We start from the raw sequence: 24383 nt of genomic DNA on the forward strand, positions 1-24383 counted from the left end.
CGGATCGCGGATCGCGGATCGCGGATCGCGGATCGCGGATCGCGGATCGCGGATCGCGGATCGCGGATCGCGGATCGCGGATCGCGGATCGCGGAAAGTGAACTCTCCGCACCGGACGCGGCAAGCCTCAGCGGCGGGCGTCAGGCTTCACCCGCACGGACGCGCCGATTTCCGGCCTCCATCCGCCCATCGATGCGCCCGTTTGCACGGAGACCGGCCGCCGGGGACGGGAGTCCGCTGGCGAGCAGAATCTTCCGCGACGAAGCGCTCGAACGCCGCGGGCCCGCTGGATCAGGCCCTGGCGACGCGGGCCAGGGCCTGCATGGCGGCGCGCAGCTTCTGCTCCGTTTCCATGAACTCGTTCACGGGAACGGACTCCGCCATGATCCCGGCGCCGGTGTTGAGGTACGTGAGTTCGCCGTAGCGGAATACGCCGCGGATGGCCAGCGAGAACCGGCAGTCCGCGTCCCCCGACACCCAGCCGATGACGCCCGAGTACAGCGACCGCGGCCCGTACTCCAGTTTGCGCAGCAGCCGCACGGCCGGCTCGCGCGGAAAGCCGGCGATGGTCACGCTGGGAAAGACGGCCCACAGCGCTTCCAGCACGTGCCGGTCGGTGCTCACGCGGCCCTGGATGGTGGAGCTCAGGTGCTGCACGTACTGGTGGATGCTGATGTCCATCATCCCGCGCACGCTCAGGCTCTCGTGCTCGCACACCGGCTCCAGCTGCCCCAGCAGCGTGGTGACCGACAGCACGTGCTCCACGATCTCCTTGTGGTCGTGCCGCAGTTCGTGGCGCAGCGACTCGTCTTCGTCCACCGACGCGCCGCGCTTTCGCGTTCCGGCCAGCGGGTTGGACTCCAGCCGCCGCCCGTCCGCCGCCACCAGCAGCTCGGGCGAGGCCACCATGGCCGCCAGATCGCCGAACTCCAGCAGGAACCCGTCGGAGTGCGTGCGCGACTCGGTGATGGCCTCGAACAGGTCCACCGCGTCGTACCGCACGTCGAACGTCTGGTTGCGCGAAAGAACCACCTTTTCCACCACACCCGCGTTCAGCGCCTCCACCGCGCGGGCCACGCTCTCCTCGAACGCGTCGCGCGGAACGCCGCCCACGGCCTCGAACTGCACCTGGCGGGGCGCGGCGGGGCGGCGGGGGAGCGCCACGGTCAGGAACGGCGACAGGTCGAAGCCGCTCGTGGTCCAGTGCGTGACGTTGCCGTCCGGCGCGAACTCCACACGCTCGCCGGGGACGATGAACTCCGCCAGCGGCGCCGGGTTGGTCACGCCCCCGGGGTAGCTGGCGGAGCCCGCGTCGATGGCGTCGAACGCCACATACCCCATCGCCTTGCGGTGGTCGCCGGGCGCCGTCATGGCCGCCAGCCGCTCCCGCCAGTCAGCGACGAACTCCGCGTCCGTGACCCGCAGGTGGTCCACCGGTGCCCAGCCGATCTCGGCCAGGCCGGGTGCCAGGTGAAGGTACGAGTGGGAACCCAGCACCCCCGCGTCGCGAAGCCGGCGATAGGTGGCGCCGGCGTCGAAGGACCCGCGGAACCGACATGTCCTGACCGTCATCCAAGTTCCTTCCAATACGCTTCGATGAGAACGCGCTCCAGCGCGCGGGGCGGCTGCACCCCTTCCAGAATGTCCGCGACGGCGGCGCAGACGGGAAGCGAGAGCCCGGCGCCCGCCGCCAGCGGCTCCACGGCCCGCACGGCGCCGATTCCCTCCGGCACCTCCGGCAGCCCCGCCACGATCTCGTCCAGCCCCCTGCCCTGCCCCAGTTCCATCCCCAGCCGCCGGTTGAGCGACTGCGGGCTGGACGCGGTGAGAAAGATGTCGCCGATGCCGGCCGGGCCGTCGAAGGTGCCGGGGTCCGCGCCCAGGGCCGCGCCCAGCGAGCGGATCTCCGCCAGCGTGCGCGCCACCACCAGCCCCAGCGCGTTGTAGCCCATTCCCGCCCCCAGCCCGATGGCCGCGGCGATGGAAACGGTGTTCTTGAGCACCGACACCAGCTCCACGCTGAACAGGTCCGCGCTGGCGGAAATGGCCAGGTGCGGGGCCGCCAGCGCCCGCGCCGCCCGCTCGCGCGCCTCGGTGGAGGGCGACGCGACCACGAGCGAGCTGAGCTGCCCCGCCATGATCTCGCCCGTAATGTTGGTGCCGCCGATGGTGCCCACGGCGCACTCGGGCGCGGCGTCGCGCAGCACGTGCGACATCAGGCGCAGCGACGGGTGCTCGATCCCCTTGGTGGCGGAAAAAAGCGCCTGCTCCGGGCGCGCCAGGGCGCCGATCTCCCCCGCCGCCGCGGCGAACGCGGTGGAATGGACGGCGACGAGCACCAGCGAGGCGCCGTCCAGGGCGTCGGCCAGCGACGTGGTGGCGCGCAGCCCGCCATCCAGCGCGTGGGCCGGGCGGGCGGGATGCCGGTGGTCGCGGTTGACGGCCTCGGCGGTGGCGGGCGATGCGCACCACAGCACGCATTCGCGGCCGCCGGCGGCCATCACGTGCGCCAGCGTGGCGCCCATGGAGCCGTCGCCGACGACGGCGCAGCGCTCGGCGGCGGTTCTACTGTCCACCGGTCACCTCGATGGTCTGCCCGGACACGAAGCCGGACTCGTCCGAGGCCAGAAAGGCCACGACGGTGGCGAGGTCCCCGGGGGTGGCCAGGCGGCGCAGGGGGACGGCGTCGATCATGGCGTCCATTTCCGTCTGGCTGCGGCGCGCCAGCAGCGTCTCGATGCGCGGCGTACGGGTGACGCCCGGCGCGGCGGCGTTGCAGCGGATGCCGAACGGCCCCAGTTCCACCGCCAGCTTGCGCGTGAGCGCCTGCACGCCGGCCTTGGACACCACGTACGGCGCGTTGGTGCGCCGCGCCGCGTGGTCGCCGCGGGCCACGATGGACGACAGGTTGACGATGACGCCCGCCCGCCGCGCCTTCATGTGCGGCACCACGGCGCGGATGCACAGAAAGGTGCCGCGCAGGTTGAAGCCCAGCACGCGCTCCCAGTCGTCCGGCGAGATTTCTTCGATAAGCGCGTCGGGGCGCGCCAGCACGGTGCTTCCGCCCACCCCGTTGACGAGCACGTCCACCCGGCCGAAGCGGGCAATGACGTCCTCCACCATCCGGTCCACCTCGTCCGCGCGAAGCACGTCCAGGGGGACGGCGGCACAGACGCCGCCCGCGTCCCCTATCTCCTCCGCCAGGTGCCGCAGCGCGTCCGCGTCCACGTCCACCGCCACCACGCTGGCGCCCTCGCGGGCAAGAAGAAGCGCCGTGTCGCGGCCGATGCCGCTGGCGGCGCCCGTGACGATGGAAACCTTTGAAAGAAAACGCATCAACCTGGGGATTCGGTGGGGCCTGTGCCGCGCCGTCCGGGGCGGGACGGCGGGCGAACGGATGCGGAAGCGGGGCGCGGGCGGGTTCCCGGAGTGCGCGCGGGCCGGCTAGGCGAGGCGGCGGCCCATGGCCACGGCGACGCGGCGGGCGCGCTCCATCCGCTCGGCGAAGTCGTGCTCCGCCGCGTCGTCGGCCACGGGCTCCAGCACCACGCCGTCCGCGCCGGCCGCGATGGCGGCGCAGGCCATGCCGGGCACGGCGCCCGGCGCCGCCATGATGGGAAGGTGCGTCAGCGACTTGAGCACGGGGATGGCCGTAAGGTCAAGCAGGGGACGGCCTTCCGGTGGAATCCCCAGCACCCCGGCCTCGCACAGGATCACGTCCGCGTTCCCCTCCGCCAGCACGTACTCGGCGGCCAGCAGCAGCTCCGTGAGGCCGGCGGTCTGGCCGCGCACCAGCAGCACCGGCTTGCCCAGCCGCGCCACCCGGCTCAGGAACGGGTAGTTCTGCATGTTCTCCGCGCCCACCTGCAGGATGTCCACCCGATGGGCCAAGAGGAGCGCCGATTCAAGGTCGGCGGCCTCCGCGGCGGTGGCCATTCCCGTCTCGTCGCGGGCGCGGTCCAGGGTGTGGAGCGCGTCCTCGCCGCGGCGCGCGCGCACGTAGGGCGAGCGGGGCGGGCGAAGCGTTCCCCCGTGCAGCACGGCGGCTCCGGCGGCCCGCAGCCGGTGCGCGGCCTCCACCACCTGCGCCTCCGGCCCGGAGATGGGAAGCCCCGCCATGATCACCACGTCGCGCCCGCCGATGCGCGTGCCGTTGGACAACTCCACGACGGTGGGCTCGCCGCGCGACGCCCACGATGCCTTGCGGTACGGCGTGGACGCATCCACCACGCGCGTGATGCCGGCCGGCGCCAGCGTGCGCCGCGGCCCGGCCTCGCCCGCCGCGCGTGCGGGCTCGTGCGCCACCGCGTTCTCCTCAGCGATCTTCATCGGTCCCCTTCTTCATGCGGCCGCCGTGGACTTTCGTCCGGGCGATACCGTGTGATGGCGAAACAAGTGCGACTCGCGATCCGAAAGGGCCGCAACAACGGCCTCCGGAGGGGTCCGCATGGCGAAGGCGAATCCGACATGAGTTGCCTGAAAATGGATTCCACAAGATAAGGCAAATCGCGGTGGAGGGGCAACCTTCCCCTTGTTGCGGCCCGCCCCGGCTCCACCCCGCAACGTCCCGCTCCGTCCCCCCGCGCGCACCCCGATTCGCGCCGCGGAGACGGAAAAGGATTCTGTCCGGAGCGGACATTTTTCCCGCCGGCGCGCGGAGGGCGTTCCGATGCAGACGCGGGGATCACGGGTCCATCTCGCGGGCGAGCAGCGCCGCCAGCATCGCGTCCACGTCGTCGTCGGAAAGCATGTCCACCGAGGACGCGTCCAGGTTCATCGCCCCGTCCAGCAAGCCGTCGTCGATGGCCGGCTGGGCGGATTGGGATGCGCGCGCCTCGTCCACGGCCTGCGCCAGCCCCGCGAGGGTGGCGTGCAGAAAGAGCGTCGTGGCGGATATCTGCGTCTGAAAGCGCTCGCTCAGCCGCGATGCCACCCGGGCGGCCAGCAGCGAGTGCCCGCCCAGATCAAAGAAGTCGTCCCAGCGGCCCACCTGCTCCAGACCCAGCACCTCTGCCCAGATTTCCGCCAGCGCCTGCTCCGTCTCCCCCACCGGCGCCTCAAAACCGTGCCGGGCGTAGGCGTCGTCCGCGGGCGCGGGGAGCGCGTTGCGGTCCACCTTGCCGTTGGGCGTCTGCGGAAGAACCTCCAGCCGCACGTACGCCGCGGGCACCATGTACTCCGGCAGCCGCTCCGCCAGGTGCGCACGGAGGATGTCGACGGACACCGTATCATCCGCCGCCACGTACGCGACGAGGCGAGTATCGCCCGGCGTGTCTTCGCGCGCGACGACGACGGCGGAGTGCACCTCCGGGTGTTCCACCAGGCGGGATTCGATCTCGCCCAGCTCGATGCGGAAGCCGCGCACCTTTACCTGGAAGTCGGTGCGGCCCAGGTATTCCAGCTCGCCGTTCGCGTCCGCGCGGCGGCGGACGCGGTCCATCACCCGGTACATGCGCCCACCCGGCTCGCCGAACGGGCACGGGAGGAAGCGCTCCGCCGTCATTCCCGGCCGGCTCGCGTACCCGCGCGCGAGACCGTCGCCCGCGAGATACAGTTCACCCGCAGCGCCTACGGGCACCGGCTGGAGCTGTCCATCCAGCACGTACGCCTGCGAGTTCGACAGAGGTGTGCCGATGAGCACGCGGTCCCCGCCCTTCTCGACAAGCGAGTAGGTGGAATACGTCGTGTCTTCCGTCGGGCCGTACAGATTGCGGACCTTTTCGACCGTACCCAGCGCGTACAGCGCCTGCGCGAGTTCGTTCGGAAGCGCTTCGCCCGCAAGGTTGACGGTTCGCACGCTCGCGGGGATTCCGCCGGTGCGCAGCAGTTCGGCCGCGGCGGTCGGCACCATGCCCACGTACTGGATGCGCTGATCGGCGACGGAGGGCAGATCCAGGGCGTTCTCCACCATCACCAGCGTGCCGCCCCAGCACAGCGTGCCGAACAGCTCGGCGATGGAAACGTCGAAGTTCACCGAGGTGGAGAACATCACCGACGCGCGCTCATCATCCGACACGTTCGCCCGCAGCCAGTGCAGCAGCACGGCGACCGCGGAGTGGCGGATCATTACGCCCTTGGGCCGGCCCGTCGATCCGGAGGTAAAGATGACGTGCGACAGGTTCTCCGGGACGACGCCGGTCTCCGGCGCGGTGTCCGGCTCCGCGGCCAGCGCCGTGTACTCGCGATCCAGAAGCAGCCGCCCGGCCGCATCTTCCGGCAGGCGGTCCGCCAGGCTCGCGTCGGTGATGACGAGCGCGATGGCCGCGTCTTCCACCATGTAGCCCAAGCGCTCTCGCGGGTAAGCCGGGTCCAGCGGCACGTACGCCGCGCCCGCGCCCAGCACGCCCAGGATCGCCGCGACCAGATCCGGCGTGCGCGGCAGGCAGATGCCCACGCACACCTCCGGCCCGGCACCGCGCCGCCGCAGCGCGTGGCTGATGCGGTTCGCCCGGCGGCTCAGCTCGCCGTAGGTCAGCCGCTCGCCCTGCCACACGAGCGCGACGGCGTCCGGTGTCTTCGCCGCCTGCTTGCGGAAGAGTTCATGGATGCACTCCGCGGGGTAGTCCGCCGCCGTGCGATTCCACTCGTCGAGGACCAGCGCGCGTTCGGCCGCGGGCAGCAGAGTCAGCCGCTCGACGGGCCGGTTTTCATCGGCCGCCATCTCTTCCAGCGCCAGCCGCAGATACGCCGCGTGGCGCTCCACCGTCGAGCGGTCGAAGAGCGCGGTGGCGTAGTTGAGCCCGCCGGCAATCCGGCCGTCCTGCTCCCAGAGCGCCAGCGACAGGTCGAACTTGGCGGTGTCCAGCGCCGCCTCGGCCGCGTCTCCCGTATCGAGACCGGGGAGCGCGAAGGGCTCGCCCAGCGCGTTCTGCCACGCGAACAGCACCTGGAACAACGGGCTGTACGCCAGGCTGCGGGCTGGGCGCACCCGCTCTACCACCTGCTCGAACGGGATGTCCTGGTTCTGCTGCGCCTGGAGCGCCGCAGTCCTCACGCGGCCCAGCAGTTCCGCCACGGTCGGCGCGCCGGTCAGGTCCACGCGCACCGCCAGCGTCTGCACAAAGAAGCCGATCAGGTCCTCGGTTTCCGCGCGCTCGCGCCCGGCCGTGGGCGTGCCGACGACGACATCCGCCTGCCCCGCCAGCCGGCTCAGCACCGCCGCCCAGCCCGCCAGCAGCGTCATGAACAGCGTGGTGCCGTGGCGCCGCGACAGGGCCTTGAGCGCCGCCGTCAGCTCCGCATCCAGTTCGATGGGCAGCGACGCGCCCGCGAACTCCTGCTTCCGGGGCCGCACGCGGTCCGTGGGCAGTTCCAGCAGCTCCGGCGCGCCCGCCAGAGCGTGCTCCCAGAAGCTGGCCTGCCGCTCCAGAAGCTCGCCATCGACCGAGCGACGCTGCCACGCGGCGTAGTCGGCGTACTGCACCGCGAGCGGCGGGAGAGGATCGGATTCGCCATGCGCAAAGGCGCCGTACAGCGCGCCCAGTTCGCGGGCAAAGACGCCCATCGACCAGCCGTCGCTGACGATGTGATGCATCGTCACCAGCAGCACGTGATCATCCGCCGCCATCCGGATCAGACGGCCACGGACGAGCGGCCCATTCACCAGATCGAATGCGGCGCCGGCCTCCTCATCCATCAAGCGATGAAGGGTGTCCTCCGAGCCGTGCGCGTCGTGCTCCACGAGGCGGAACGCGCTTTCCTCGATGGAGGCGATGCGCTGCACCGGCTCGCCGTCCACGGCGGGGAACGTGGTGCGCAGCGACTCGTGCCGCGCGACGATGCGGTCCAGCGCACGCACCAACGCGTCCCGGTCCAATGCGCCGCGCAGGCGCAGGCTCATGGGGATGTGGTACGTGGCCCCCATGTCGTCCAGCTGCTCCAGGAACCACAGCCGCTGCTGCGCGAACGATGGCGGAATGGGTCCGCCGCGGTCCACGGGCACGATGGCCAGAGCCCGCGCCCCGGCGGCCGTCTCCAGCCCGCGCGCGAAGTCGGCCAGCACGGGACGCTCGAACAGGTCGCTCAACGAGACCTCTGCGCCAAGCGCCTGCCGCACCCGCGAGATCAGGCGCACGGCGAGCAGCGAGTGGCCGCCCAGCCCGAAGAAGTCGTCGCCGCGGCCCACGCGCTCCGCGTTCAGCACCTCGGCCCAGATCTGCGCGACCGTCTCTTCCATGAACCCGACCGGCGCCTCGTATCCACCAACGCCGAACGCGTCCGCATCGGGCGAGGGGAGCGCCTTGCGATCAACCTTGCCGTTGGGCGTCTGCGGAAGCGCGTCCAGCCGCACGTACGCAGACGGCACCATGTACGCCGGCAGCCGCTCCGTGAGGTGCGCGCGCAGGGCATCCACGGTCACCGTATCATCAGCCGCCACGTACGCGACCAGGCGGGTGTCGCCCGGCGTGTCTTCGCGCGCGATGACGACGGCGGAGTGCACCTCCGGATGCTCCACCAGCCGCGATTCGATCTCGCCAAGCTCGATGCGGAAGCCGCGCACCTTTACCTGGAAGTCCGTGCGGCCGAGGTATTCCAGCTCGCCATTGGCATCGGCTCGGCGGCGGACGCGGTCCATCACGCGGTACATGCGCCCGCCCGGCTCGCCGAACGGGCACGGGAGGAAGCGCTCCGCCGTCATGCCCGGACGGCTCGCGTAGCCACGCGCCAAGCCGTCGCCTGCCAAGTACAGTTCACCCGCCGCGCCCACCGGCACGGGCTGCAGCTCCCCATCCAGCACATACGCCTGCGAGTTCGACAGGGGCGTGCCGATCAGCACGCGGTCCCCGCCCTTCTCGACAAGCGAGTACGTGGAGTACGTCGTGTCTTCCGTCGGGCCGTACAGGTTGCGGACCTTTTCGACCGTGCCCAGCGCGTAGAGCGCCTGCGCCAACTCGTTCGGCAGGGCTTCGCCGGCCAGATTCACCGTGCGCACGCTCGCGGGGATGCCGCCGGTGCGCAGCAGTTCCGCGGCGGCGGTCGGCACCATGCCCACATACTGGATGCGCTGATCCGCGACGGAGGGCAGATCCAGGGCGTTCTCCACCATCACCAGCGTGCCGCCCCAGCACAGCGTTCCGAACAGTTCGGCGATGGAAACGTCGAAGTTCACCGAGGTGGAGAACATCACCGACGCGCGCTCGTCATCCGACACGTTCTCGCGCAGCCAGTGCAGCAACACGGCGACGGCGGAATGGCGGATCATCACGCCCTTGGGGCGACCCGTCGATCCGGAGGTAAAGATGACGTGCGACAGGTTTTCGGGGCTGACGCCGGTCTCCGGCGCATCATCCGGCTCCGCCGCGAGCGCGGTGTACTCGCGATCAAGCAGCAGCCGCCCGGCCGCATCTTCCGGCAGCCGGTCCGCCAGGCTCGCGTCGGTGATGACGAGCCCGATGGCCGCGTCTTCCACCATGTAGCCCAGCCGCTCGCGCGGGTACGCGGGGTCGAGCGGCACGTACGCCGCTCCCGCGCCGAGCACGCCCAGGATGGCCGCGACCAGGTCCGGCGTGCGCGGCAGACAGATGCCCACGCACACCTCGGGTCCCGCTCCACGACGCCGGAGCGCATGGCTGATGCGGTTCGCACGGCGGCTCAGCTCGCCGTAGGTCAGCCGCTCGCCCTGCCACACAAGCGCAACGGCGTCCGGCGTGCGAGCCGCCTGCTCCCGGAACAGTTCGTGGACGCAGGCCGCGGGGTAGTCCGCCTCCGTGCGATTCCACTCGTCCAGCACCAGCGCACGCTCTTCCGCGGGCAGCAGAATCAGCCGCTCAACGGGCCGGTTTTCGTCGGCCGCCATCTCTTCCAACGCCAGCCGCAGGTACGCCACGTGGCGTTCGACGGTGGAGCGGTCGAAGAGGGCGGTGGCGTAGTTCAGCCCGCCGGTGATGCGGCCGTCCTGCTCCCACAGGGCGAGAGACAGGTCGAACTTGGCCGTGTCCAGCGCCGCCTCGGCTGCGTCGCCGGTGTCGAGACCGGGCAGGGCGAAGGGCTCGCCCAGCGCGTTCTGCCACGCGAACAGCACCTGGAACAGCGGGCTGTAGGCCAGGCTGCGCGCCGGACGCACGCGCTCCACCACCTGCTCGAACGGGATGTCCTGGTTCTGCTGCGCCTGGAGCGCGGCCGTGCGCACGCGGCCCAGCAGTTCCGCCACGGTGGGCGCGCCCGTCAGATCCACGCGAACCGCCAGCGTCTGCACGAAGAAGCCGATCAGGTCCTCGGTTTCGGCGCGCTCGCGCCCGGCCGTCGGCGTACCGACGACGACATCCGCCTGCCCCGCGAGCCGGCTCAGCACCGCCGCCCAGCCGGCCAGCAGCGTCATGAACAGCGTGGTGCCGTGGCGCCGCGACAGTGCCTTGAGCGACGCCGTCAGCTCCGCATCCAGTTCGATGGGCAGCGACGCGCCCGCGAACTCCTGCTTGCGCGGCCGCGCGCGATCGGTGGGCAGCTCCAGCAGTTCCGGCGCACCCGCCAGAGCGTGCTCCCAGAAGCTGGCCTGCCGCTCCAGAAGCTCGCCATCGACCGAGCGCCGCTGCCACGCGGCGTAGTCGGCGTACTGCACCGCGAGCGGCGGGAGAGGATCGGATTCGCCTCGGGCAAAGGCGCCGTACAGCGCGCCCAGCTCGCGGGCAAAGACGCCCATCGACCAGCCGTCGCTGACGATGTGGTGCATCGTAACCAGCAGCACGTGATCGTCCGCCGCCATCCAGATCAGGCGGCCGCGAACCAGTGGCCCATTCACCAGATCGAACGGCGCGCCGGCCTCCTCATCCATCAACCGATGCAGCGCATCTTCCGCATCGGGCGAAGCCTGGAGATCGTGCTCAACCAGACGGAACGCGCTTTCCTCGATGGAGGCGATGCGCTGCACGGGCTCGCCGTCCACGGCGGGGAACGTCGTCCGCAGCGACTCGTGACGCGCGACGATGCGGTCCAGCGCGCGAACGAGCGCATCGCGGTCCAGCTCGCCCCGAAGCCGCAGACTCATGGGGATGTGGTACGTCCCGCCCATGCCGTCCAGCTGCTCCAGGAACCACAGCCGCTGCTGCGCGAACGATGGCGGAATGGGTCCGCCGCGGTCCACGGGCACGATGGCCAGGGCCCGCGCGCCGGCCGCCGTTTCCAGCCCGCGCGCGAAGTCGGCCAGCACGGGGCGCTCGAACAGGTCGCTCAGCGAGACCTCCGCGCCCAGCGCCTGCCGCACGCGCGAAATCAGCCGCACGGCGAGCAGCGAGTGCCCGCCCAGCCCGAAGAAGTCGTCGCCGCGGCCCACACGCTCCGCGTTCAGCACCTCGGCCCAGATCTGCGCGACCGTCTCTTCCATGAATCCGACCGGCGCCTCGTACCCGCCGACGCCGAACGCATCCGCCTCGGGCGCGGGAAGCGCCTTGCGATCGACCTTGCCGTTGGGCGTCTGCGGAAGCGCATCCAGCCGCACGTACGCCGCGGGAACCATGTAGGCCGGCACGCGATCCGTCAGGTGCGCGCGAAGGGCGTCCACGGTCACCGTATCATCAGCCGCCACGTACGCGACCAGGCGCATGTCGCCCGGCGTGTCTTCGCGCGCGACGACGACGGCGGAGTGCACCTCGGGGTGTTCAACCAGGCGGGATTCGATCTCGCCCAGTTCGATGCGGAAGCCGCGCACCTTTACCTGGAAGTCGGTGCGGCCCAGGTACTCCAACTCGCCGTTGGCGTCCGCTCGGCGGCGGACGCGGTCCATCACGCGGTACATGCGCCCGCCCGGCTCGCCGAAGGGGCACGGGAGGAAGCGCTCCGCCGTCATCCCCGGCCGGCTCGCATACCCACGCGCCAAGCCATCGCCCGCGAGATACAGCTCGCCCGCTACGCCCACTGGCACCGGCTGCAGTTCCCCATCCAGCACGTACGCCTGCGAGTTGGACAGCGGCGTGCCGATCAGGACCCGATCGCCGCCGCGCTCGACGACCGAGTACGTCGAATACGTCGTGTCTTCGGTCGGGCCGTACAGGTTGCGGACCTTCTCGACCGTGCCCAGCGCATAGAGGGCCTGAGCCAGTTCGTTCGGCAGCGCTTCGCCGGCAAGGTTGACGGTCCGCACGCTCGCGGGGATGCCGCCGGTACGCAGCAGTTCCGCGGCGGCGGTCGGCACCATGCCCACGTACTGAATGCGCTGATCGGCGACGGACGGAAGATCCAGGGCGTTCTCCACCATCACCAGCGTCCCGCCCCAGCACAGCGTGCCGAACAGTTCGGCGATGGAAACGTCGAAGTTCACCGAGGTGGAGAACATCACCGACGCGCGCTCATCATCCGACACGTTCTCGCGCAGCCAGTGCAGCAGCACGGCGACGGCGGAATGGCGGATCATTACGCCCTTGGGGCGACCCGTCGATCCGGAGGTAAAGATGACGTGCGACAGGTTTTCGGGGATGACGCCGGTCTCCGGCGCGGTGTCCGGCTCCGCCGCGAGCGCCGCGCTGTCAGCGTCCAGCCGGAGCGCGGCCGGGCCTTCAGGCAGCCGCTCCGCCAAGTTGGAATCGGTGACGACGAGCGTCAGCCCGGCATCTTCCACCATGTAGCCCAGGCGCTCGCGAGGATAGGCGGGGTCGAGCGGCACGTACGCCGCGCCCGCGCCCAGCACGCCCAGGATGGCCGCCACGAGGTCCGGCGTGCGCGGCAGGCAGATGCCCACGCACACCTCCGGTCCCGCTCCACGACGCTGCAGCGCGTGGCTGATGCGATTGGCCCGGCGATTCAGCTCGGCGTACGTCAGGCGCTCGCCCTGCCACACAAGCGCGACCGCGTCCGGCGTAAGCGCCGCCTGCGCGCGGAACAGCTCGTGGACGCACGCGGCGGGAAACGGCCGGTCCGTCGCGTTCAGCTCCTGGATGACGTAGCGGCGCTCCGCCTCCGAAAGCAGCGGAAGGCGGTCCACGGACTGGTGTTCATCCGCCGCCATGGCTTCCAGCGCGTGGCGCAGATAGCCCGCGTGGCGCTCCACCGTGGCCCGGTCAAACAGCGCCGTGGCGTAGGTGAGCCCGCCCGTGATGCCATCGCCCTCCTCCCACAGCGCCAGCGACAGGTCGAACTTGGCCGTGTCGTCCGCCGCGTCGGCGTCGGCCACGGCGAGCCCGGGAAGCTCCAGCGCGCCCGCCGCGTTCTGCCACGCGAACATCACCTGAAACAGCGGGCTGTACGCCAGGCTGCGGGCGGGGCGCACCCGCTCCACCACCTGCTCAAAGGGGATGTCCTGGTTCTGCTGCGCCTCCAGCGCCGCCGTGCGCACCTGCGCCAGCAGATCCGCCACCGTGGGCGCGCCGGACAGGTCCACGCGCACCGCCAGCGTGTTGACGAAGAAGCCGATCAGCTCCTCCGTCTCGCGCCGGTCGCGGTTGGCGGTGGGCGTGCCGATGACCACGTCCGCCTGCCCGGCCAGCCGGCCCAGCACGGCCGCCCACCCCGCCAGCAGCGTCATGAAGAGCGTGGTGCCGCGCCGCCGCGACAGCGCCTTGAGCGCCGCCGCCAGCTCCGCGTCCAGCCGGATGGGCACCATGCCGCCCGCAAAGTCCTGCCGCGACGGGCGCGCGTGGTCCACCGGCAGTTCCAGCAGCTCCGGAGCGCCGGCCAGCGCCGATTCCCAGAAGTTCGCCTGCCGCTCCAGCAGCTCGCCGCTCACCCAGCGCCGCTGCCACGCCGCGTAGTCCGCGTACTGAATCTCCAGCGCCGCAAGCGGATCGTCCGCGCCGCGGCGGAAGGCGCCGTACAGCGCGCCCAGCTCGCGGGCAAAGACGCCCATCGACCATCCGTCCGAAACAACGTGGTGCATGGTGACCACCAGCACGTGGTCATCCGCGCCCATCCGCACCAGCCGCCCGCGGATCAGCGGGCCGGCGGCGAGGTCGAACGGCGCCACCGTTTCATCCGCCAGCACCCGCTGCAGCGCGCCGTCCGCGTCCGCCGAATCGCGCAGATCGTGCTCCACCAGGCGGAACGCGCTCTTCCCCGCGGAGGCGATGCGCTGCACCGGCTCGCCATCCACCGCGGGAAAGGTGGTGCGCAGCGACTCGTGCCGCGCGACGATGCGGTCCAGCGCCCGGACGAGCGCATCCCGGTCCAGTTCGCCGTGCAGTCGCAGCCGCAGGGGGACGTGATACGCCGCGCCCGTGCCGCCCAGCTGCTCCAGGAACCACAGGCGCTGCTGCGCGAACGAGAGGGGGATGGGGGCGGCGCGGTCCACCGGCACCATCGCCGCCGCGGCCGGCGCGGCGCCCGTCAGCCCGCGCGCGAAGTCCGCCAGCACGGGGCGCTCGAACAGGTCGCCCGGCGCCACGTCCACGCCCAGCGCCTGCCGCACGCGCGACACGACGCGCACCGCCAGCAGCGAGTGTCCGCCCAGGTGGAAGAAGTCGTCGCCGCGCCCCACGCGCTCCACGCGCAGCAGCTCCGCCCACACCGCCGCCACGGCCTGCTCCACGCGGCCGGCCGGCGCCTCGTACCCGCGCGACGCGAATGCATCCGCCTCCGGCGCGGGGAGCGCCCGGCGGTCCACCTTGCCGTTGGGCGTCAGCGGGAGCGCGTCCAGCCGCACGTACGCGGAGGGGACCATGTACGCAGGCATCCGCGCCGACAGGTGCGCACGCAGCGCATCCGCCTCCGCGTCGCCCGCGACGTAGGCCACCAGCCGCGCAGCGCCCGGCGCGTCCGTGCGCGCCAGGACCACGGCGTCGCGCACACCTTCGTGGCTGCGCAGCCCCGCCTCGATCTCGCCCAGTTCAATGCGGAAGCCGCGGATCTTGACCTGGAAGTCCGTGCGCCCCAGGAACTCCAGGTTGCCCGCCGCGCTCCAGCGCACGCGGTCGCCCGTGCGGTACAGGCGCCCGCCCGGCGCCGCGCCGAACGGATCGGGGACGAACCGATCCGCCGTCAGCCCGGGGCGGCCCAGGTAGCCGCGGGCCAGCAGCGCGCCGCCGATGTACAGCTCGCCCGCCACGCCCGCCGGCACGGGCTCGCCGCGCGCATCCAGCACGTAGACGGAACGCCCGGGCAGCGGCCGGCCGATGGGCACGGTCGCTCCCCCGGCCCCGCCCGCCACCGCGAACGCCGTCGCGGTGATGACGGTTTCCGTGGGTCCATAGCAGTTCACCAGCCGTCCGGCGCCGTGGCCGTCCGCCGCGCTGGCGGGGAGCGCCTCGCCGCCGACGAGGAGGAGCCGCAGCCCGCGCAGCGCGTCCGCGCCGGCGCCGTCGGCCACTTCCTGCCAGTACGCGGGCGGCAGATTGGCGACGGTGATCCCCATGTCGCGCACGCGCGTCCGGAACTCCGCCGCGCTCCACAGGTCCGGCCCGCGCAGCACGAGCGTGGCGCCGGTGAGCAGCGGCAGAAACAGCTGCTCCAGCGAGACGTCGAACCCGGCGGAGGCGAACTGCAGCACGCGGTCCTCCGGCACGATGGCGTGCACGCGCGCCATGGCCGACAGGTGCGCGGCGGCCGGCCCGTGCTCCACCGCCACGCCCTTGGGCTGCCCGGTGGATCCGGACGTGTAGATGACGTACGCCAGGTCCGCCGGCGAAACGGCGCCCCCGGCCACGTCCGCGCGTCCGGCGGAATCGTCCGCATCCACGTCGATGCGCACCGTTTCCGCCGGCAGGCGGTCCGCCAGCCCCGCGCGGGTGATGACGGCCCGCAGCCCCGCATCTTCCGTGATGTACCGCAGGCGGCCGGACGGAAGCGACGGGTCCAGCGGAACGTACACGCCGCCCGCCTTGAGCGTCGCCAGCAGCGCCACCACCAGCTCCGGGCGCCACTCCAGGCACACGCCCACCGTGTCGCCGCGCGCCACGCCGTGCGCCGCCACGCCGTGCGCCGCCACGCCGTGCGCCGCCAGGCGGTGCGCCAGCCGGTTGGCGCGGGCATCCAGCTCCGCGTACGTCAGGCGCTCGCCCGCGTGCTCCAGCGCGACGGCGCCCGGGGTGCGCGCAACCTGCGCCTGGAAAAGCGCGGGCAGAGTGGTCGCCGAGGCATCCACCTCATCCCCCGCGGCCCACTCATCGAGCAGCAGACGGCGCTCGGCGGCGGGAAGCATGGGGATGGCGTCCACGCGGCCGTCACCGTCCGCGGCCATCCCCGCAAGCACGCGGCGCAGGTATCCGGCGAAGCGTTCCACCGTCGGCCGGTCAAAGAGCGCGGTCGCGTACTCCACCGCGCCCACGATGCGCCCGTCCTGCTCCCACAGCGCCAGCGACAGGTCGAACTTGGCCGTGTCCGCGTCCGCCGCGGCCAGATCCGCCACGGTCAGCCCGGGGAGATGCAGATCGCCGCCGGGGGCGTTCTGCCAGGCGAACATCACCTGGAAAAGCGGGCTGTACGCCAGGCTGCGCGTGGGCCGCAGCCGCTCCACCACCTGCTCGAACGGGATGTCCTGGTTGCGCTGCGCCTCCAGCGCGCGCATCCGCACCTGCTCCAGCAGCCCGCCCACGTCCGGCCCGTCCGACAGGTCCACGCGCACCGGGAGCGTGTTGACGAAAAAGCCGATCAGCTCCTCCACCTCCGCCCGTCCGCGGTTGGCCGACGGCGTGCCGATGACGACGTCGTCCTGGCCGGAGAGCCGCGCCAGCACCGCCGCCCATCCCGCGAGCAGCGTCATGAACAGCGTCGTGCCGTGCCGCTGGGAGAGGGCGCGCAGCGAATCCGACAGCCCTTCATCCAGCTCCACGTCCAGCGACGCGCCCGCGAAGTCCTGCCGCGCGGGGCGGGGGCGGTCCACCGGGAGTTCGATGAGCTCCGGCGCGCCCGCCAGCGTCCGGGTCCAGTAGGCGGCCTGCGCCTCCAGCACCTCGCCCTCCACCGAGCGGCGGTGCCAGGCGGCGTAGTCCGCGTACTGCATCGCGAGCGGCGGGAGCGGATCGGCCTCACCGCGGGTGAAGGCGGCGTACAGCGCGCCGAGTTCGCGGTGCAGCACCCCGGCGGACCAGCCGTCGCTGACGATGTGGTGCATCGTCAGCAGCAGGACGTGATCATCCTCCGCCATCCGGACCAGACGGCCGCGGATCAGCGGCCCGTGCGCCAGATCGAAGGTGGCGGCCACTTCGTCGCGCATCAGCCGGTGCAGCGCATCATCCGCGTCCGCCGACCCCCGGAGATCATCCTCCACCAGCGGGAACGCGCTTTCCCCCGCGGGGGCCACGTGCTGGATGGGCTCGCCGTCCAGCGTGGGGAAGGTCGTCCGCAGCACCTCGTGCCGCGCGACGATGCGGTCCAGCGCGCGCACCAGCGCATCCCGGTCCAGCGCGCCGCGAAGACGGAGGCGGACGGGGATGTGGTACGTGCTGCCCAGGTTCCCCATCTGCTCCAGGAACCACAGCCGCTGCTGCGCGAACGAGGGCGGAATGGTGCCCGTGCGGTCCACCGGCGCGATGGCCGTGGCCGCGGCGCGCGCGGCCGTCTGCAGCCCGCGGGCGAAGTCCGCCAGTACGGGGCGCTCGAACAGGTCGCCCGGCGCAACGTCCACGTCCAGCGCCTGCCGCACGCGGGAAATGACGCGCACCGCCAGCAGCGAGTGGCCGCCCAGGTGAAAGAAGTCGTCGCCGCGGCCCACCTGCGCCACGCCCAGCAGCTCCGCCCAGATGGCGGCCACCGCCTGCTCCGTCTCGCCGACGGGCGCCTCGTACCCGCGCGCGGCGAACGCATCGCCCTCCGGCGCGGGGAGCGCCTTGCGGTCCAGCTTGCCGTTGGGCGTAAGCGGGAGCGCATCCAGCCGCACGTACGCCGCGGGCACCATGTACGCCGGCACCCGCGCCGCCAGGTGCGCCCGCAGCACATCCGCGTCGGCATCGCCCACCACGTAGGCTACCAGCCGCTTTTCGCCCGGCGCGTCGGCGCGCGCCAGCACGATGGCGTCGCGCACGGCGTCGTGGTCACGCAGCGCCGCCTCGATCTCGCCGAGTTCGATGCGCATGCCGCGGATCTTGACCTGGAAGTCCGTGCGTCCCAGGAACTCCAGCTCGGCCCGCGCGGTCCAGCGCACGCGGTCGCCGGTGCGGTACAGCCGCGCACCCGGTTCCACGCCGAACGGATCGGGGACGAACTTTTCCGCCGTGAGCGCCGCGCGCCCCAGGTAGCCGCGCCCCACCTGCACGCCGCCGATGAACAGCTCGCCCGGCACGCCCACGGGTACGGGCCGCAGCGCCCCATCCAGCACGTACGTACGGGTGTTGGACACGGGGCGGCCGATGGACACCACCGCCCGGCCGCCGTCCCGCTCCGTGCACGGGTGCATGGTGGCGTCGATGGCGCACTCCGCCGGGCCGTACAGGTTGGTGATGTGCACGCCCGGAAGCACCTGTGCCGCGCGGCGCACCAGCTCGCCCGGCAGCGGCTCGCCGCCGCAGAACAGGTGGCGCAGCGCCGTGCACTCCGCCAGCTCCGGCTCGTCCAGCAGCACGCGAAGCAGCGAGGGCACCAGCTGCAGCACGGTGATGCCGCGGTCGCGCACCGTGCGCGCCAGGTAGCGCGGATCGCGCTCGCCCTCGTGGCGGGCCATCACCAGCTCGCCGCCCACCAGCAGCGGCGCGTGGAACTCCCACACGGACGCGTCAAAGACCACCGGCGTCTTCTGCAGCACCCGGTCGGTTTCCGCCAGCCCGAAGTCGCGGATGAACCACGCCATGTGGTTCACCAGCGCGCGGTGCTCAATGCCCACGCCCTTGGGCGTGCCCGTGCTGCCGGAGGTGTAGATGACGTACGCCAGCCCGCCCGGCGTGGCGCCGCTCCGCGGATTGTCCGCGGATTCCGCGGCGATCGCGGCGCGTTCCGCGTCCACGCGCAGTACGTCGATCCCACCCGTGGCCGTCAGCCGGGCGCGCAGCCGGTCCTGCGTAAGCAGCACCGCGGCGCCGCTGTCGGCCAGCATGCGCTCCAGCCGCTCCGCGGGGTGCGCGGGGTCCAGCGGCACCCACGCGCCGCCGGCCTTGAGGATGGCGAGCATGGAGACGACCATCTCCACGCCGCGCTCCATGCAGAGGGCCGCGCGCACCTCCGGCCCCACGCCGCGCCGGCGCAGGTGGTGCGCAAGGCGGTTGGCGCGCGCGTTCAGCTCCGCGTACGTCACCCGCTCGGCATCGTGCGAGACGGCGGCGGCGTCCGGCGTGCGGGCGGCCTGCGCCTCGAACAGCTGGTGGATGCACAGGTCCGCGGGGAAGGCGGCGTCCGTGGCATTCCACGCCTCCACGACCCGCGCGCGCTCGGCGGCGGGAAGGATGGCGATGCCGTCCACGCGCGCCGCGTCGTCCGCGGCCATCCCCGCCAGCACGCGGCGCAGGTACTCCGCAAAGCGCTCCGCCGTGGCGCCGTCAAAGAGCGCGGTGGCGTATTCCAGCGTGCCGGTGATGCGCCCGTCGCGCTCCCACAGCGAAAGCGTCAGGTCGAACTTGGCCGAGTCCGCGTCCGCCGCCGGCGCGTCGGCCACGGTCAGCCCGGGAAGATGCAGGTCGCCGCCGGGCGCGTTCTGCCACGCGAACATCACCTGGAACAGCGGGCTGTACGCCAGGGTGCGCGCGGGGCGCAGGCGCTCCACCACCTGCTCGAACGGGATGTCCTGGTTGCGCTGCGCCTCCAGCGCGCGCGTGCGCACCTGCTCCAGAAGCTGCCCCACGTCCGGACTGTCGGACAGGTCCACGCGCACGGGGAGCGTGTTGACGAAGAAGCCGATCAGCTCCTCCACCTCTGCCCTGCCCCGGTTGGCGCTCGGCGTGCCGATGACCACGTCGTCCTGGCCGGAGAGCCGCGCGAGGACGGCGGCCCATCCAGCGAGCAGCGTCATGTACAGCGTCGTACCGTGCCGCTGCGAGAGGGCGCGCAGCGAGTCGGACAGCGCCTCGTCCAGTTCCACATCCAGCGACGCGCCGGCAAAGTCCTGGCGCGGCGGGCGCGGGCGGTCCACCGGGAGTTCGATGAGCTCCGGCGCGCCCGCCAGCGTCTGCGTCCAGTACGCGGCCTGCGCCTCCAGCACGTCGCCCTCCACCGAGCGGCGGTGCCACGCGGCGTAGTCGGCGTACTGGATGGGGAGCGGCGCGAGCGGATCGGCCTCGCCGCGGGTGAAGGCGGCGTACAGCGCGCCCAGCTCGCGCACGAACACGCCCATCGACCAGCCGTCGCTGACGATGTGGTGCATCGTCACCAGCAGCACGTGATCGTCCTCCGCCATCCGCACCAGACGGCCGCGGATCAGCGGCCCGCGGGCGAGGTCGAACGGCGCGGCCATCTCATCGCGCGTCAGCCGGTGCAGCGCATCATCCGCGTCCGCGGAGCCGCGGAGGTCGTGCTCCACCAGCGCGAACACGCTCCCCGCCGCAGACGCCAGGTGCTGCACGGGCTCGCCGTCCAGCGTGGCGAACGTGGTGCGCAACGACTCGTGCCGCGCCACGATGCGGTCCAGCGCACGCACCAGCGCATCCCGGTCCAGCTCGCCGCGCAGGTGCAGGCGCACGGGGATGTGATACGTGCTCCCCAGGCTCCCCATCTGCTCCAGGAACCACAGCCGCTGCTGCGCGAACGACGGCGGGATGGGCGCGCCGCGGTCCACCGGCACGATCGCCGTGGAGCGGGCCCGCGCGGCCGTCTGCAGCCCGCGCGCAAAGTCCGCCAGCACGGGGCGCTCGAACAGGTCGCCCGGCGCCGCCTCCACGCCCAGCGCCTGCCGCACGCGCGACACCACGCGCACGCCCAGCAGCGAGTGGCCGCCCAGGTGAAAGAAGTCGTCGCCGCGGCCCACCCGCTCCATGCCCAGCAGCTCCGCCCAGATCGCCGCGACGGCCTGCTCCGTTTCGCCGACGGGCGCCTCGTACCCGCGCACGCCGAACGAGTCCGCGTCCGGCGCGGGGAGCGCCTTGCGGTCCACCTTGCCGTTGGGCGTCTGCGGCAGCGCGTCCATTCGCACGTACGCCGCGGGCACCATGTACGCCGGCACCCGCTCCCCCAGATGCGCACGCAGCGCATCCACCGAGACCGTCTCGTCCGCCGCCACGTACGCCACCAGGCGCGTGTCGCCCGGCGTGTCCTGGCGCGCCACGACGACGGCGGCGTGCACCCGCGGATGTTCGACCAGCCGCGACTCGATCTCGCCCAGCTCGATGCGGAAGCCGCGCACCTTCACCTGGAAGTCGGTGCGGCCCAGGTACTCCAGCTCGCCATTCGCGTCCACGCGGCGGCGCACGCGGTCCATCACCCGGTACATGCGCCCGCCCGGCGCGCCGAAGGGACATGGGAGGAAGCGCTCGGCCGTCATTCCCGGCCGGTTCGCGTAGCCGCGCGCCAGGCCGTCGCCCGCCAGGTACAGCTCGCCCGCCGCGCCCACCGGCACCGGCTGCAGCTCCCCATCCAGCACGTACGCCTGCGAATTCGACAGCGGCGCGCCGATCAGCACGCGATCGCCGCCCCGCGCCACGAGCGAACAGGTGGAGTACGTGGTGTCTTCGGTGGGGCCGTAGAGATTGCGGACCTTTTCCACCGTGCCGAGCGCGTACAGCGCCTGCGCCAGCTCGTTCGGCACCGCTTCGCCGCCCAGATTGACGGTGCGCACGCTCGCGGGGATGCCGCCCGTGCGCAGCAGTTCCGCCGCCGCCGTGGGCACCATGCTCACGTACTGGATGCGCTGGTCCGCGATGGACGGCAGGTCCAGCGCGTTCTCCACCATCACCAGCGTGCCGCCCCAGCACAGCGTGCCGAAGATCTCCGCGACGGACACGTCGAAGTTGACGGAGGTGGAGAACATGACCGACGCGCGCTCGTCGTCCGCCACGTTCGCCCGCAGCCAGTGCAGCAGCACGCCGACGGCGGAGTGGCGGATCATCACGCCCTTGGGCCGGCCCGTCGATCCGGAGGTAAAGATGACGTGCGACAGGTTCTCGGGGAGGACGCGGGCCTCCGGCGCATCATCCGATTCCGCCGCGAGCGCCGCGCCTTCGCCGTCCAGCCGCAGCGTGGCCAGGCCCTCCGGCAGCCGCTCCGCCAGCGTGGAATCGGTGATGACCAGCGCCAGCCCGGCATCCTCCACCATGTAGCCCAGCCGCTCGCGCGGATACGCGGGATCCAGCGGCACGTACGCCGCGCCCGCGCCCAGCACGCCCAGCATGGACGCGACCAGGTCCGGCGTGCGCGGCAGGCAGATGCCCACGCACACCTCCGGCCCGGCACCCCGGCGCCGCAGCGCGTGGCTGATGCGGTTGGCCCGGCGGCTCAGCTCGCCGTAGGTCAGCCGCTCTCCCTGCCACGCGAGCGCGACGGCGTCCGGCGTGCGCGCCGCCTGCGCGCGGAACAGCTCGTGGACGAAGGTGGCGGGATAGTCCGCCTCCGTGCGGTTCCACCCTTCCAGCACCAGCGCGCGCTCGTCCGCCGGCAGCAGGGCCAGCCGGTCCACGGGCCGGTGTTCATCCGCCGCCATCTCGTGCAGCGCGCGCCGCAGGTACGCCGCGTGGCGCTCCACGGTCGTGCGGTCAAAGAGCGCCGTTGCGTACTCGATGGTGCCGCCGATGCGCCCGTCGCGCTCCCACAGCTCCAGGGTGAGGTCAAAGCGGGCGTTCTCCGGCGCGGTCCCGGGCTCCTGCACCAGCCGCAGCCCCGCGAAGTCCAGCGCCTCGTCCGGCGTGTTCTGCCACGCGAACATCACCTGGAACAGGGGCGTGTGGGCGATGCTGCGCGCCGGGGCCACCCGCTCCACCACCTGCTCGAACGGGATGTCGGGGTGCTGCTGCGCCTCCAGAGCGCGCGTCCGCACCCGCCCCAGCAGCTCCGCCACGGTGGGCGCGCCGGACAGGTCCACGCGCAGCGCCAGCGTGTTGACGAAGAAGCCGACCAGCGCCTCCGTCTCGCTCCGCCCGCGGTTGGCCGTGGGCGTGCCGACCACGACCTCCGCCTGCCCGGAAAGCCGGCCCAGCACCGCCGCCCACCCCGCCAGCAGCGTCATGAAGAGCGTGGTGCCGTGGCGGCGCGACAGGGCCTTGAGCTCCGCCGTGAGCGCCTCGTTCAGCTCGATGGGGAGCGACGCGCCCGCGAAGTCCTGCTTGCGCGGCCGCGTGCGGTCCGTGGGAAGCTCCAGCAGCTCCGGCGCGCCGGAGAGCGTCCGAACCCAGTAGCCCGCCTGCCGCTCCAGCAGTTCGCCGCTCACCCAGCGCCGCTGCCACGCCGCGTAGTCCGCGTACTGAATGGGAAGCGGGGCCAGCGGATCGGCGGCGCCGCGCGCAAAGGCGGCGTACAGCGCGCCCAGCTCGCGCACCAGGATGCCCATCGACCAGCCGTCGCTGACGATGTGGTGCATCGTCACCAGCAGGACGTGGTCGTCGTCCGCCATCCGCACCAGGCGCCCGCGGATGAGCGGCCCGCGCGCCAGATCGAACGGCGCGGCCGCCTCGTCCCGCATCAGCCGGCGGAGTGCATCCTCCGCATCCGCGAAAGCCGAAAGATCGTGCTCCACCAGCCGGAACGCGCCTTCCGCCACGGGGATGACGTGCTGAACCGGCTCGCCCTGCACGGCGGGAAAGACCGTGCGCAGCGCCTCGTGCCGCGCGACGATGCCATCCAGCGCACGCACCAGCGCGCCGCGGTCCAGCCCGCCGCGCAGGCGCAGGGCGATGGGAATGTGATACGTGCCGCCCAGGTCCCCCATCTGCTCCAGGAACCACAGACGCTGCTGCGCGAACGACGGCGGAATGGCGCCCGTGCGGTCCACCGGCGCGATCGCCGTCTCCACCGACCGCGCGGCCGTCTGGAGCCCGCGCGCAAAGTCCGCCAGCACGGGGCGCTCAAACAGGTCGCCCGGCGCGGCCTCCATGCCCAGCGCCTGCCGCACGCGCGAAATCACGCGCACGCCCAGCAGCGAATGCCCGCCCAGCGCAAAGAAGTCGTCGCCGCGGCCCACCTGCTCCACGCACAGCAGCTCCGCCCAGATGGCGGCCACCGCCTGCTCCGTCGCACCCGCGGGCGCCTCGTAGCCGCGCGCGCCGAACGCCTCGCTCTCGGGCGCGGGGAGCGCCTTGCGGTCCACCTTGCCGTTGGGCGTAAGCGGAAGCGCATCCAGCCGCACGTACGCCGCCGGGACCATGTACGCCGGCAGCCGCTCGGTAAGGTGCGCGCGGAGCGAATCCACGGACGCCGTCTCGTCGGCCGCGACATACGCCACCAGCCGCCGGTCGCCCGGCGCGTCTTCGCGCGCCAGGACGACGGCCGCGCGCACGGCGGGGTGCTCCACCAGCCGCGACTCGATCTCGCCCAGTTCAATGCGGAAGCCGCGCACCTTCACCTGGAAGTCCGTGCGGCCCCGGTACTCGATCTCGCCGTCCGCGCGGCGCCGCACGCGGTCCATCACCCGGTACATCCGCCCGCCGGGTGCGCCGAAGGGGCACGGGACAAAGCGC

At 72.4% G+C, this 24383-nt stretch carries 5 protein-coding genes; all 5 read right to left on the minus strand.

Annotation, left to right across the window (positions count from 1 at the left end):
- Nucleotides 1-291: 291 nt before the first annotated feature.
- Nucleotides 292-1572, minus strand: a complete 1281-nt coding sequence (locus HNQ61_RS26800; protein ID WP_170040234.1) for a chorismate-binding protein — start codon at nucleotides 1570-1572, stop codon at nucleotides 292-294.
- Nucleotides 1569-2576, minus strand: a complete 1008-nt coding sequence (locus HNQ61_RS29760) for an NAD(P)H-dependent glycerol-3-phosphate dehydrogenase (RefSeq protein ID WP_170040236.1) — start codon at nucleotides 2574-2576, stop codon at nucleotides 1569-1571. Before HNQ61_RS29760 ends, HNQ61_RS26800 begins: the two co-directional genes overlap by 4 nt.
- A complete protein-coding gene (locus tag HNQ61_RS26810; RefSeq protein WP_205762253.1) occupies nucleotides 2566-3336 on the minus strand; it encodes an SDR family NAD(P)-dependent oxidoreductase in 771 nt (256 codons plus the stop codon). The genes HNQ61_RS29760 and HNQ61_RS26810 overlap by 11 nt, the downstream gene beginning before the upstream one ends.
- A gap of 108 nt (nucleotides 3337-3444) precedes the next feature.
- Complete coding sequence (locus tag HNQ61_RS26815; RefSeq protein WP_170040240.1) at nucleotides 3445-4329, minus strand: N-acetylneuraminate synthase family protein; 885 nt, start codon at nucleotides 4327-4329, stop codon at nucleotides 3445-3447.
- Nucleotides 4330-4684: 355 nt separating this feature from the next.
- The coding region (locus tag HNQ61_RS26820; protein WP_183685858.1) for a non-ribosomal peptide synthase/polyketide synthase at nucleotides 4685-24383 on the minus strand (19699 nt) is incomplete at its 5' end.

The organism is Longimicrobium terrae (assembly GCF_014202995.1).
Taxonomy (GTDB): domain Bacteria; phylum Gemmatimonadota; class Gemmatimonadetes; order Longimicrobiales; family Longimicrobiaceae; genus Longimicrobium; species Longimicrobium terrae.